We start from the raw sequence: 12,634 nt of genomic DNA on the forward strand, positions 1-12,634 counted from the left end.
ATGAGCGATTTCTTTTTGTTAGCCCTCTTTCAATTGTTCTGGGCGTCGTCGTACACGGCGATGAAACTGGCGCTCGGCGAAATGCCGTTGGGGCTGGTGCTGATCTTTCGTTACGGGATGGCCGCGTTGGTGTTGTGGCCGCTGGCGCTGCGGAGCGGCGGCGGGTGGCGGTTTTCAATCCGCGATGCAGCTATCATCGTGCTCGTCGGCGTGCTCGATTTCGCGCTGTCGCCGTTTCTGCAATTGCGCGCGGTGCAGCTCACGTTCACCAGCGATGTGGCAGTGCTGGTGGCGTTCGAACCGATGTTGACGGCGTTGCTTGCGGTCATGGTGCTGCGCGAACGGTTGGCGCGGCCCACGTTAGTGGCGTTTGCGGTGGCCACATTGGGGATGTTGTTGATGTCGGACTTAGCATTCACGACGGACGGGCTCTCGGGTGGCCTGCGCTTGTATGGCAACGTGCTCTTTCTGCTCAGCCTCTGTTGCGAAGCGCTTTATTCGGTGTCGAGCCGTTTTCTGAGTCAGCAACATTCGCCGTATCGACTCTCGTGTCTGATGATGTCGGCGGGAGCGGTGGCGAATCTGTTGGCGCACCACGACGCGTTGACGCATGCGCAGGTGGCGGCGATTGGGCCGACCGGGTGGGGGATGGTGCTCTTCTTGGCGCTCGGCTGTTCGGCGCTCGGCTATGCCGGTTGGTGTGTGTTGTTGCGGCGGATGCCGGTCAATCAGATTACGTTGTCGTTATTCCTGCAGCCAATTTTCGGCGGACTCGTCTCGTATGTTGTGCTACGAGAAGTGCCGAGCGTGCGCACGTTCAGCGGTGCGGCGCTGATTTTCGCCACGCTGCTGGCGTGGCTGCTGTGGCATCTGCGAAGTCGAAGAAACGAGCGGATCTATGCAACCGAAACGGCGCGTCGTGCGAAGAGCGGCTGCTGATATCGTGTTGGTCACGGTGCAAGGGCCGGATGGTCCGGGCATTACGGCCGCATTGACTGAAGTGATCGCGAAATTTCCGAGCGCGCGGCTGCTCGACATCGAGCAAACGGTGGTGCATCGGAAATTGTTGCTCAGTTTGTTACTGGGATTTGATGGGGCTGTCGAACATGGCGCCGTGCTGAAGGAGTTGCTGTTCGCGGCGCAGGGGCTGGGCGTGCAGTTATCGTTCGATGTCTTCGATCCGCGTTGGATGCAGCCGGCAGTCGATTATCAATACGCCGTGACGTGTCTTGGGGCTGAAGTGGGGGCCGTCCCGCTGTCGCGCATTGCGCGGGCGTTGGCGGCGCGTCGTGTGAACATCGACAAGATCGGCAAACTCACGGTGCAAAATTTGAGTTGTGTCGAACTGCTGGTGCACGCCGATCGCGCGTTGGATCATCGGCAATTGAGTCGGGAGTTGTTGGGATTGGCGACGGCGCTGGAAATCGATATCGCGGTGCAGCCGGCCGATTGGTTGCGGCGCGCGAAGCGTTTGATCGCGCTCGATATGGATTCGACGCTCATTCAAACGGAAGTGATCGACGAACTAGGGCGCGAAGCGGGCGTGGAGCGGAAGATGCAAGCGATCACGACGCGCGCGATGCAAGGGCGGGTGCCGTTCCGCGAAGCGCTGGCCGAACGAGTGCGCTTGTTGCGTGGGGTGCGGGTCGCGGCGCTGGATCGCGTGTATCGCCGCATTCGGCTGATGCCGGGTGCGGAGCGACTGATCCGCGTGCTCAAACATCTCGGGTTTCGCACCGCGTTGATTAGTGGTGGGTTCACGTATTTCACGGAGCGACTGCAACATCGTTTAGGTTTCGATTATGCGTTCGCCAATACGTTGGAACTGCGGAACGGGGCGTTAACTGGGCGCGTGTTGGGGGAAATCGTCGATGGCGAGCGGAAGGCGTTGTTGCTCACGACGATCGCCCAAGGCGAGGGGATTGCGCTCGATCAGGTCGTGGCGTTGGGCGACGGCGCGAATGACTTGCCGATGCTGGCGCGCGCGGGGCTCGGCATTGCGTTTCATGCGCATGAGCGAGTACGGAGGCAGGCGGCGCATGGGATTTCGGCGCGGCATGGGCTCGATACGATTCTCTACCTGCTCGGTATTTCGGATAAAGATCTCGCGGGCCTGAAAATTTGAAATTTGTGCAGGTCTTCCTTGTTTTTATGTGGCGTTTTCGCTAAACGCCGCCCCGTGGAACGTCAGGAAAAAGTGATCACGTCGTACGCACGCATGGCGTCGGTCTATGATCGGCGTTTTCGCGGCTATATCGCGCGCACCATCTCGACTGCGCTGGAGATGCTGCAGCTTACCGGGACCGAACGCATTCTTGATGTCGCGTGCGGTACCGGCGAATTGGAACGGCGCATTCTGGAAGTCCATCCGCAACAACCGATTTGGGGAATCGATCTCACCGAAGAGATGCTCGTTGCGGCACGGGAAAAATTGGGTGAGGTGCCGAATATTCAGTGGGAACGGGCGGACAGTCGCTACTTGCCGTTCCCGGATGCGCATTTCGATATTGTCGTCACGTTGAGCGCGTTTCATTACATGCGGGAGCCGCAGCGCGTGGTGAACGAATTCGCACGTGTAGTGCGACCGGGCGGGCGGGTCGTGGTCCTCGATTGGTGTCGCGACTTCCTCTTTGCGCAACTCTATCACCTGATGCGGAAGGTCTTCTTCCCGCAACATTATCGCGTCTATCATCTGGCCGAAATGCAACAACTGATGCGCGACGCCGGCCTGACGCCAGCGGACTATCGGCAGTTTACGGTGTTGGGGATGTGGAAGATGATGTGTGTCGAGGGGAAGAAAGCGGCGGGCTGTTGAAAAAGGCCCGCGTCAGAATACTGCAGTCATTTCCCCAATAAAATTTTCAACCCCATCGCCACCAAGAGGGCGCCGAAGGCGCGGCGGAGGGTGGGGCCGTGGACGTAGTGGGCGAGTGTGGCGCCGCCGTAGCCGCCGAAGAAGAAGCCGATTGCGATGCCGATCGCGGCCGACCAATGGACGTGACCTTGTTGCCAATATTTCATCGCGGCGAGCAGCCCGATTGGAAATAGCAGTGCGACGAGCGTGGTGCCCTGGGCGAGGTGTTGAGAGAAGTGAAACAATCCGGTCAGCAGCGGGATCAGGATGATCGCGCCGCCGATGCCGAAGAAGCCGCCGGCGATGCCGGCGATGATGCCGATCGCAATGAAACTGATGAGGTGCATGCGCTCCCCCTCACCCTGCCCTCTCCCCAACGGGGAGAGGGGGGCATTATCCTAATTCAAACCGCAATTCCTGTTGCGGCCAAATGACGCGCAGTAACAGGTGGCGCGGACGCGCGGCGGAGACGTAGCCCCACGCGAGCGCGAGTTTTTCGAGTTGGATCTCCGGCCGGGTCTTGCCGGATCGTCCGACCACGATTTCCGCGGCGCCGAGATCGTAGGCCGCTTTGGCAATCGCGTACACGGGATCGCTGGCGGGTACGATCAACGGTGTGACGTGGACGCCGTATTTCTCCGCCGCGGCGACGACGTTGGTAATGAGCAGCTGCTCGTCGGTGGGAAGCGCTTCCGCTTCTTTGCCCGGTGCCGGCGTCTTGCGCACCGCCATCACGACCAAGTCTGTTTGTTTCGGATCGATCCGTTCCAAGGTGCGGCGCAAATGCGTGAGGTTGTTCGGGTCGCGGACGCCGACCAAGATGCGATACTCATGCGTGAGTCCACACGTCTCGGCCGTCGCGGTTGGTTCGAAACTCAGGTTGACTTGTTCCAAGTGATCGCCGGCGAGTTTGGTCTTGCGACGATTGTAACGTTCCGTGAGTTGGAACGTCAGGAAGAAGAGGCCAGTGAAGAGGATGCCGAACTTGGTGGCCGTGGTTTTGGTGAGCAGATTGGCGGCGGAGAGGAGGAAGAGGTACAGGAAGGTCAGTGCCAACCCGATGGGCATATGTACGCGGCCGAACGTGAAGTTGAACGGCGCACGAAAGTCGCGCGGCGAGTGATCGCGCCAGCGCAGCACCAGCGTGGCGAGCGCGATCGAGGTCATGCTCCATAGCACGCCGAACGCGTAGGCCTCGCCAATCAGGACGACATCGCCGCGCGAGGCGAAGACGATGCCGATCTGCAACAACGCAAAAATATGGACGATCCGCGATGTGGTGCCGAATCGACGATGCAGCACGCGGACCCAGCCGGGCAGAATGCCGTCTTCGGCGAGTCGCCCCATGATCCCGTTGGCGCCGACCAATGCGGTGTTGACCGCGCCGGCTAACAGCAGCACGCCGACCAGCACGACAAAGGCCTGGATGCCTAACTTGATGAACGACGGAGCGGCCAAATGCATCGCGAGGCCGCTCAGCAAGTTGTCCCGGTATTGCGGGCGAATTTCATCCGGAATCAGTATGACAGCGAAGAGAGAAATGACGCCGGTGAGGAGAAAACTGAAAATGAAGATGCCGTAAGCCGCTTTCCGCAGATTCGCCACTTTCGGCGCGGCGATCTCGCGATAGATTTGGGCCAGCGTTTCCTCGCCGCTCATCGCGAGGACCGAATGGCCGAGCGCGATCACGACACCGACGACGCCGATCGTGCGGACCCACGAAATGCCCTGCAGCCAGCCCAGGGCCTTGTCGTGCATCACCGGTGTGAATGGCGGGAGCGGTACGGGATGCAGCAGATACGTGACGATGCTCCAGCCCAGGAGCAGCACGACCATCACGGCCGTGAGTTGCACGATCCGCAACGCCTTGCCGCTGCTCTCTTCGACGCCGATCACATTCTTGCGCCAGAAATACATGATGATCAATGTCCCGACGACCATCACGCCCCATTCCGGAAGTTGGATGTAGCCGTAGCCGGTATGGCGGGCCGTTTCGTTCAGGAAGTGGACGAGATATTGTCCGGCCGAGACGGCGCTGATCGGGCCCGTCAGCACGAAGTCGAACAGTAATGCGGCTACGGCGATCTTGGCCGTGGTCTTGCCCATCGCGGCCTTCACCACGCGATACACGCCGCCACGTACGAACATGGTGGACGATTCCATGAAGACCCAACGGACCGGCATGGAGCAGAGCATGATGCCTAAGACGAACCACGGCGCGGCCTTGCCGACCATCTCTTCGGCGATCCCGCAGGCGTAGTACGCGGACGAGGAGAGGTCGCAGAGGACGATCGCGGCGGCGCGCCAGTGGGAGATGAACGTCAGCATTGCGGTCGTGACGACGACGGCCGTGGTTGCGCGGTGGAGCTGGGACGGTTGGTTGGGGTCGGCGTCGTTCACGGGCGTGGGGGATGCAGCGAATCTTCGCGCAACGCGCAATTTTGGACTTCGTGTGCCTCGCGTTCGTAGCGTTGCAGCAGCGCGAAGACCGACTGCGGATTGGGAGCGCTCGCCACTTCGGCGACGCGGTCCCGCGTGTGGAAAATGGTCGAGATCCAGGCCAGCAGTTTCAGGTGGCGACCGAAATCCGCTTCTGCCAATGGCGAGAGAAAGAGGGTCACGACGTGGACCCGAGTCGGTTGTCCGTCGAACTCTTCCAGGATCCCGGATGGGTGGACGCCCAGGACCATCTTGACGTCTTCAATCCCTTCATAGCGCGCGTGCGGCACCGCGACGCCGATCGGGAGAAACGTGGAGCCGACGCGTTCCCGTGCCATAATTGCATCGAGGACTTTCTTCGACGACTTCAAGTCGTGCGCCGTGGTCAGGTGTTCCGCGAGCGTGGTTAACACTTTGGCCTTCGTCTCGCCGGTCATCGGGCACAGGATGAGGTTCGGAGTCAGACAGTGACACAGCAGCATGGGATCGCCCTTCGCTTGCCGGTCGGTGGCCGTTCCAGCGCGGCGCCGAAAAGCAAAGGCCAGAGACTCGCTCTGGCCAGAGTTATCAAGCAGGGCCTCGGTAGCATGGCGGGAGGGGGGGTGTCAAACGGTCCCGAAGAAGACGCTGCGTTTCCCAGTTGCCCGGGGTAGGGGATCGCGCTATGGGGGGCGGGCACGTGGAGAGCACGTGCGATCACGAAGGCAGTTAGGGTCTTACGCGATTCGCTGCGGCCGAACCCCGCCAGGCCCGGAAGGGAGCAACGGTCCCCGTCGGCAATGTGCTGTGAGGGTGCCCTGACTGCCTTTGTGATCTGAGCGATCCGCAACCACTTATCTAAACTATGCATCTCGCCCTCGCACGGAAATATCGGCCGCAGACGTTTGCGGATGTGGTCGGGCAGGAGCATGTCACCCGCACGTTGCAAAATGCGCTGACCGGGGGGCGACTGCACCACGCGTACCTGTTTTGTGGGGCGCGGGGCGTAGGCAAGACCACCGTCGCACGCTTGTTGGCCAAGGCCGTGAATTGCGCGGGACGGGGTGAGAGCGCGGAACCGTGCAACACCTGTCCCAGTTGTCTGAATATCACCGACGGGCGCTCGCTGGATGTGCAAGAAATCGACGGCGCGTCCAACACCGGCGTCGACGACGTCCGCGAGATTCGCGAATTCCTCAAATACCTCCCGGCTGGGGATCATTATAAAATTTACGTCATCGACGAAGTCCACATGTTGTCGACTGCGGCGTTCAACGCATTGCTGAAGACGTTGGAAGAGCCGCCGCCGCATGCGCTGTTTGTCTTTGCGACCACGGAACCACAAAGGATCCCGGCCACGATTTTGTCGCGTTGCCAGCGCTACGACTTCCGCCGCGTGAGCGGGCAACGGATCGTCGAAACACTGCGCACGCTCGCACAGCGCGAGGGCTACACGGTGGAGCCGGAAGTCTTGCAACTCCTCGCCATTGAGTCGGAAGGAAGTTTGCGCGACGCCGAATCGCTGCTCGATCAAGCGGTCGCGTTCGCCGGCACGGTCGTGACGGTCGATCAACTGCGCGCGTTGCTCGGTTTCACCGATCGCACCACGTTGCGGAATTTTGTCGAAGCGATTGCCGCGCGGGATGCCGCCACGGTGTTGGAACGATTGGAAGCGGTCTACCAAGCAGGTGGCAATGTGGGGCGGTTGGTCTTGGAGCTCTTGGAACAATTCCGACACCTCTGGGTGATCGCCTCGTGCGGGAAGGCACCGACGCCCGAAAGTCTGCCGCAGGATGATCTGGCGTTTTTGGAAGCCACGGCGAAGCGCTTTACCGTCGCAGAGTGGCAACAGTGGTTTACGTTACTGTATCACGGGATCGAAGAAATCAATCGCAGTCGCTGGCCGAAATTGGCGATGGAGGCGTTGTTGCTCCGCTTGGTGCAAGTGGAACCGGTAACGGCCGTCGGCGCATTGATCGAGCAGGTCGAGCGACTGTTGCAATCGCCGGTGCCACAGGCGCTGGCTCGTACACCAGTGCAGCCCACAAAATCGGCGATGCTACCCGTCGCGCCCCAGCCACTAGTCCCCAGCCGCCAGCCCCCAACTATCACCCCTCCGCCCCCAGTCACCAGTCACCAGCCACCAGTCACATCCCTTTGGTCCACGTGTTTCGAGTGGCTCCAAGCGAATCGGCCGCAGCTGGCGTCGATCCTGGAACACGGCACGATCACGCGGGCCGATGCGGATGCGGTGGAAATCGAGTTCCCGAAGGACTCCGTGTATGTCGAGATGTTGAAGGAACCGCGACGGTTGGATCAATTTACGGCCGTCTTGCAGCAACGTCTCGGTCCTCAGTGCCAATTGCGAGTGCGGCAGGCGGAGGGCCCGTCGTCGGAAGAGCGGCGTACAGCGCAAGTCGCGGCGCGTACGCAACATCAACGCGCTGCGACTGAAGCGGCGTTGAAGAATCCGTTAGTGCAAGAGGCCGCGCGGATCCTGGGTGCCGAAGTGAAAGAAGTGAAGGTCCTGTCGTAATGCCCACGCCGATCGACCAGCTCGCCCATGCGTTTGCCAAATTGCCGGGGATCGGGCAGAAGACCGCGCTGCGGCTCGCGTTCTACGTGATCCGCAGCGAAGCGGCCTACGCGCACGAGCTGGCGCAGGCCTTACTGCGTGTCAAAGAGGCGATGCAGCTCTGCTCCATCTGTTTGGCGCCGTCGCCGCAAAGCCCGTGCGCGCTGTGCCTCGATCCGCGCCGCGATCACGAACGGATCTGCGTTGTCGAGGAGCCGGCGGATGTCGGCGCGATCGAACGGAGCGGCGCGTATCGCGGACTGTATCATATCTTACACGGCGTCTTGTCGCCGCTCGATGGGATCGCGCCGGAGGACTTGCGGCTCGGCGAATTGTTGACACGCTTGCGGGCCGGACCGGTTGCCGAAGTGATCTTGGCGATGAATCCGACCGTGGAAGGCGATGCGACGGCCACGTATGTGGCGCAGCTGCTGCGCCCGTTCAATTGCCGGCTAACCCGCATCGCCAGCGGTATTCCGCTCGGCGCCGAGGTCGAATATATCGATCCACAAACGTTAGCGGTCGCGCTGAACGACCGCCGCGCGATCGCGTAATGGCCGGATCGAGGCACCAAGACCATTGACAACCATTTCCGCCCTGCTACGCTTTCGCCATGTCATTCATCAACGAGCAGCAAAAAGAGATTAATTGCAAAGTCGTCTATTTCGGTCCCGCATTAGGCGGCAAGACGACGACCCTCCGCGCGGTGTACCGCAACGTGCACAGCGGCAAAGGCGCGGATCCGATCGCGATCGGCAACGACGACGATCGCACGCTGTTCTTCGATTTCGTCCCGCTTCATTTGGGCAAGATCAAAGACTATACGATCCGTCTCCACCTTTACACCATCCCCGGCCAAGCGGCCTACGATGCCCAACGCAAGCTGATCGCCAAAGGAACGGACGGCGTAGTCTTTGTGGCGGATTCGCAGATTCAGCGAATGGAAGCGAACTTGGCCAGTCTGCATGAATTGCAAAAAATCCTCGCCGTCGATGGCATCGCGCTGGAAGAATTTCCGATGATCATCCAATATAACAAACGCGATCTGCCGCAGGCTGCGCCGTTGGCCGAACTCCGCGAGGTGTTGAATCCGTCGAAGGTGCCGGATTTCGAAACGGTGGCCACGAAACACGAAGGCATTCTGGACGCGCTGAAGGCCATCACCGCGCGCGTATTGCACGATTTGAAAACGCATCGGGCCGATTAACGCGTCGGGACTTTTTTCCAATCTTCGAGAAATTTCGCTAAGCCGGCATCGGTGAGGGGGTGCTTCGGCAATTGGGCCAAGACCGACCACGGAATCGTGCAGACGTGGGCGCCGAGCAGTGCCGCGTCGCGCACATGCACGGGATTGCGCACGCTGGCGACCAACACTTTGGTGGCGAAGTCGTAGTTTTTGTAAATCGTCACGATCTCGCGGATGAGTTGCATCCCTTCGGTGGCGGCGTCGTCGAGTCGGCCGATGAACGGGCTGATGTAGGTCGCACCGGCCTTTGCGGCGAGCAAGGCTTGTGTCGCGGAGAAGCACAACGTGACGTTGGTTTTGATGCCTTCGCTGGCGAGCCGTTTGACGGCCACCAATCCCGCCGGAATCAGCGGGATTTTCACGACGACGTTTTGTCCCAATTCCGTCAGCGTGCGCGCCTCGCGGATCATCGTGTCGGTTTCAGTGCCGATGACTTCCAGGCTGACCGGCCCGCGGACTTCGGTCAAAATTTCTTTTACAACGCTGAGAAAATCGCGTCCGGTCTTCGCGACCAGTGACGGATTCGTGGTTAATCCATCCAGACAGCCCATTGCGTTGGCTTGGCGAATTTCGTTGATGTCGGCGGAGTCTAGGAAGAATTGCATATTAAGGCCTCCAAGAGGTGGTGGGCCGTCCGGCCGAGGCGCGGATGCAGCCAGTTAGGGTCGATGTCGCAGAGCGGCTCTAGCACAAAGCGGCGTTTGTGCAACTCCGGATGTGGCAGCGTCAGGCCGGGGATGTCCACACAGCGCGTGTTGTAGGCCAAGAGGTCCAGATCGAGCGTGCGCGGGCCCCAACGAAGTGCGATGTCACGGCGCGGTCGTCCTGCGTCGCGTTCCAATTGGTGACAGACGGCGAGTAATTCCGCAGGCTCCAACGTGGTGCGTATTTGTACCACGCCGTTCAGGTACGCAGGCTGGGGATCGTGCGGCGGCAGCGTCAACGCAGCGTATTCTCGCCACGTCGACTGTGCGAGCACGGCGATGGCCGGATATGCGCGCAGTCCGTCGATCGCCTGCGTACCAAACGCGAGGCGATCTCCAAGGTTGGAGCCGATGGCGATGAAGGCCAGCGCGCTCACACGAATTTCGCCAATCGCGCGACGGCTTCGTCGAGCTGTGACTCCGGAACCGTGAGCGGAAAGCGGACGAAGCCTTCGCCAGCCACGCCGAAACCGATCCCAGGAGTGAGGATCACGCCGGTGGTTTCCATGAGGCGAGTCACGAAGGCCATTGAGTCTTCCTCGGTCGGGACGCGCGTCCAGACGTAGAACGAAGCTTGCGGCGGTTCCACGGCCCAACCGAGGCCGCGCAGTCCGGCAACTAATCGATCGCGGCGCCGTTGGTATTGGGCGCGAATCTCATGCACGCATCCGGCCGCTGTGGTCAGGGCCGTCACGCCGGCGTGCTGTATCGCAGTAAAGCATCCCGAATCGAGATTGGTCTTCAACTTGGCCAGACCTTGCACCAACGCTGCGTTGCCGACCGCCCAACCGAGGCGCCATCCGGTCATGTTGAAGGTCTTCGAGAGGCTATGAAATTCGATCGCCACGTCGCGCGCGCCGGGAACGGAAAAAATCGATGGTGGCCGCACGCCGTCGAAGAAGATTTCCAGATACGCCGCATCGTGGGCGATGATCAACCGGTGTCGTTGGGCGAAGGCCACGGCCTCGGCAAAGAACGCGCGGGTCGCGCAGGCGCCGGTCGGATTGTTCGGATAATTCAAAAAGAGTAAGCGGGCGCGACGCAACACATCCGTGGGGATGGCGTTTAAATCGGGGAGAAAGCCGCGTTCCGGCAGGAGCGGCACAAAATACGGGACGCCGCCGGCGAAAATGGTGCTGGAGGCGTAGACCGGATAGCCAGGATCGGGGACTAGCACGACGTCGCCGGGATTGATGAAGGCCCATGGAAAATGGGCGATTCCTTCTTTGCTGCCGATGAGGGCGAGGCATTCGGTGTCCGGAGAGAACGCAATGTCGTAATGGCGCGCCATCCAGTCGCACGCGGCTTCGCGGAACGCGCGGGCGCCTTGGTAACTGGGATAGACGTGCGTGGCGACGTCGTGGATGGCGGTCTGCATCGCCGCGACGATGGCCGGTGGTGTCGGTTGATCCGGATCGGCGATGCTTAAACTGATCAGATCCATGCCTTTGGCTTGGAGCGCGGATTTTTTCGCGTCGAGTTCGGCGAAGAGGTACGGCGGCAATTGTTGCAGCCGTTCGGCGGTGGCAAACGGTGTGTTGTTCTTCATGCATCCTCCCGTTCCGGATGTCGGACCGATGTCAGGCCCAATACGTGGTCCATCCCGTACCAGCCCGCTGGTCGCCCGACCGCCCACGCCGCTGCGCCCACGGCCCCGTCCGCAAACACGGCGCGCGACTTGGCGTGGTGCGTGAGCGTGAGCGTCTCGCCTGCGGTGTCGAAGCGGATGCAGTGATCGCCGACCACTTCGCCGTTGCGGTGGGAGACGACCGAAATGGCCTCGCGCGGCCGTCCCGTAGCCAGACTGACGACTTCATGGAGGCGCTTCGCGGTCCCACTCGGCGCGTCCTTTTTATGGATATGATGGGTCTCTTCGATTTCGATCGCCGGCGACGCGCCCCACGCCGCACCCGCAGCGCTCGCGAGGTGCCACAGCAGATTGACGCCGACGCTGAAGTTCGGACTATAGACAATCGCAATCCGCGCCGCGCAGGTCCGCAGATGGGCCGTGATGTCGCCACTCAATCCCGTCGTGCCGACCACGAGTGGGACGCCGGCCTCTGCGGCCCAACTCGCGTGTTGGAACGTGGCCTCGGGAGTCGTGAAATCGATCAGGACGTCGGCCGCGTCTCGGAATGCGTGCAGATCCGCGCTCAGTGCGACGCCGCATGGCGCTAAGCCGAGCAACTCCGTGGCGTCGCGTCCGAGTAGTGGCGAATCAGCGCGCACGGTCGCCCCGCAGAGGCGAAAGCGCGCGTCACGCGCCACGGCCCGGACCAGCTCCCGCCCCAACCGGCCCCCAGCCCCCACAATGACGATTCGGATCATGCCACCGCTTCTAGAAGGACAACGGGCCAGGGTCAAGTGGGCAACGGGATGGCGGAGGCCCGCAATTTTCTTTTGTCGATTAGGGGAAAGGTGGCTAGTATGCCCCTATGAAGAAAGCGATTCGGTGGCGGCAACGGTTTGAAAATCTGCAACAGGCGCATGCCCAATTGCGCAGAGGGCTCGCCATCGCGGCGCCGAATGACATCGAGAAACAAGGCATCATTCAAAGTTTCGAATTTACGTTCGAGCTCGCGTGGAAGACGCTGAAGGATTACTTGGAGAGTCAAAATGTGGCGGCGCAATTTCCGCGGGAAGTCATTAAAGAGGCGTTTCATTATGGTGTCGTGCGCAGCGGGGACGTCTGGATGGACATGTTGGAAAAACGCAATCTGATGACACACACGTACGATGAGGGCGCGGCCAGTGCTGCGTTGCAGCTGATTCGCCACCCCTATGCGGCGGCCTTGCAAGAAGCGATCGATTTTTTGGCCGGGAAGCTAGCGTCGTGA

The 12,634-nt window shown here is 60.9% G+C and carries 14 protein-coding genes and 1 other RNA gene; 8 read left to right on the forward strand and 7 right to left on the reverse strand.

Features of this window, described 5'->3' with window-relative positions; translation table 11 throughout:
- Genes HY696_00990 through HY696_01000 form a run of 3 tightly spaced genes read left to right on the forward strand, consistent with a single transcriptional unit; the run spans position 1 to position 2,815 of the window.
- Complete coding sequence (locus HY696_00990; GenBank protein ID MBI4236976.1) at positions 1-939, forward strand: DMT family transporter; 939 nt, start codon at positions 1-3, stop codon at positions 937-939.
- Positions 899-2,125, forward strand: a complete 1,227-nt coding sequence (serB, locus tag HY696_00995; protein MBI4236977.1) for a phosphoserine phosphatase SerB — start codon at positions 899-901, stop codon at positions 2,123-2,125. The genes HY696_00990 and serB overlap by 41 nt, the downstream gene beginning before the upstream one ends.
- Positions 2,126-2,179: 54 nt before the next feature.
- Complete coding sequence (locus HY696_01000; protein ID MBI4236978.1) at positions 2,180-2,815, forward strand: class I SAM-dependent methyltransferase; 636 nt, start codon at positions 2,180-2,182, stop codon at positions 2,813-2,815.
- A 26-nt stretch (positions 2,816-2,841) separates the two neighbouring features.
- Here the strand turns inward: HY696_01000 and HY696_01005 are convergent, their stop codons facing one another.
- The 3 genes from HY696_01005 to HY696_01015 are packed head-to-tail and all read right to left on the reverse strand — an operon-like array spanning position 2,842 to position 5,775.
- Positions 2,842-3,201, reverse strand: a complete 360-nt coding sequence (locus tag HY696_01005) for a sulfite exporter TauE/SafE family protein (protein ID MBI4236979.1) — start codon at positions 3,199-3,201, stop codon at positions 2,842-2,844.
- Positions 3,202-3,247: 46 nt separating this feature from the next.
- Complete coding sequence (locus tag HY696_01010) at positions 3,248-5,254, reverse strand: amino acid permease (protein ID MBI4236980.1); 2,007 nt, start codon at positions 5,252-5,254, stop codon at positions 3,248-3,250.
- The gene (locus tag HY696_01015; protein MBI4236981.1) at positions 5,251-5,775 is read right to left on the reverse strand and encodes a PTS sugar transporter subunit IIA; all 525 of its coding nucleotides are present in this window, start codon (positions 5,773-5,775) and stop codon (positions 5,251-5,253) included. The genes HY696_01010 and HY696_01015 overlap by 4 nt, the downstream gene beginning before the upstream one ends.
- 225 nt (positions 5,776-6,000) lie before the next feature.
- Here HY696_01015 and ffs point away from each other — a divergent pair.
- The 4 genes from ffs (at position 6,001) to HY696_01035 (ending at position 9,054) form a co-directional block, all read left to right on the forward strand.
- Positions 6,001-6,098, forward strand: an RNA gene (gene ffs / locus HY696_01020) — signal recognition particle sRNA small type.
- A gap of 39 nt (positions 6,099-6,137) precedes the next feature.
- Complete coding sequence (gene dnaX / locus HY696_01025) at positions 6,138-7,808, forward strand: DNA polymerase III subunit gamma/tau (protein ID MBI4236982.1); 1,671 nt, start codon at positions 6,138-6,140, stop codon at positions 7,806-7,808.
- A complete protein-coding gene (gene recR / locus HY696_01030; GenBank protein ID MBI4236983.1) occupies positions 7,808-8,401 on the forward strand; it encodes a recombination protein RecR in 594 nt (197 codons plus the stop codon). The genes dnaX and recR overlap by 1 nt, the downstream gene beginning before the upstream one ends.
- Positions 8,402-8,460: 59 nt before the next feature.
- The gene (locus HY696_01035; GenBank protein ID MBI4236984.1) at positions 8,461-9,054 is read left to right on the forward strand and encodes a GTPase domain-containing protein; all 594 of its coding nucleotides are present in this window, start codon (positions 8,461-8,463) and stop codon (positions 9,052-9,054) included.
- Here HY696_01035 and fsa read toward each other — a convergent pair.
- From fsa to dapB, 4 genes are read right to left on the reverse strand one after another with little or no spacing between them, the layout of a single operon-like run.
- Positions 9,051-9,698, reverse strand: a complete 648-nt coding sequence (fsa, locus tag HY696_01040; GenBank protein ID MBI4236985.1) for a fructose-6-phosphate aldolase — start codon at positions 9,696-9,698, stop codon at positions 9,051-9,053. The two genes, HY696_01035 and fsa, sit on opposite strands and share 4 nt — an antisense overlap.
- Positions 9,683-10,174 (reverse strand): 2-amino-4-hydroxy-6-hydroxymethyldihydropteridine diphosphokinase, encoded by a 492-nt coding sequence (gene folK, locus HY696_01045; protein ID MBI4236986.1) that lies wholly within the window; start codon positions 10,172-10,174, stop codon positions 9,683-9,685. Before folK ends, fsa begins: the two co-directional genes overlap by 16 nt.
- A complete protein-coding gene (locus tag HY696_01050; GenBank protein ID MBI4236987.1) occupies positions 10,171-11,346 on the reverse strand; it encodes an LL-diaminopimelate aminotransferase in 1,176 nt (391 codons plus the stop codon). Before HY696_01050 ends, folK begins: the two co-directional genes overlap by 4 nt.
- Positions 11,343-12,122, reverse strand: a complete 780-nt coding sequence (gene dapB, locus HY696_01055) for a 4-hydroxy-tetrahydrodipicolinate reductase (protein ID MBI4236988.1) — start codon at positions 12,120-12,122, stop codon at positions 11,343-11,345. The genes HY696_01050 and dapB overlap by 4 nt, the downstream gene beginning before the upstream one ends.
- A gap of 110 nt (positions 12,123-12,232) precedes the next feature.
- Here dapB and HY696_01060 point away from each other — a divergent pair, with 110 nt between their 5' ends.
- The gene (locus HY696_01060) at positions 12,233-12,634 is read left to right on the forward strand and encodes a nucleotidyltransferase substrate binding protein (GenBank protein ID MBI4236989.1); all 402 of its coding nucleotides are present in this window, start codon (positions 12,233-12,235) and stop codon (positions 12,632-12,634) included.

This window comes from Deltaproteobacteria bacterium (assembly GCA_016210045.1).
GTDB lineage: Bacteria > UBA10199 > UBA10199.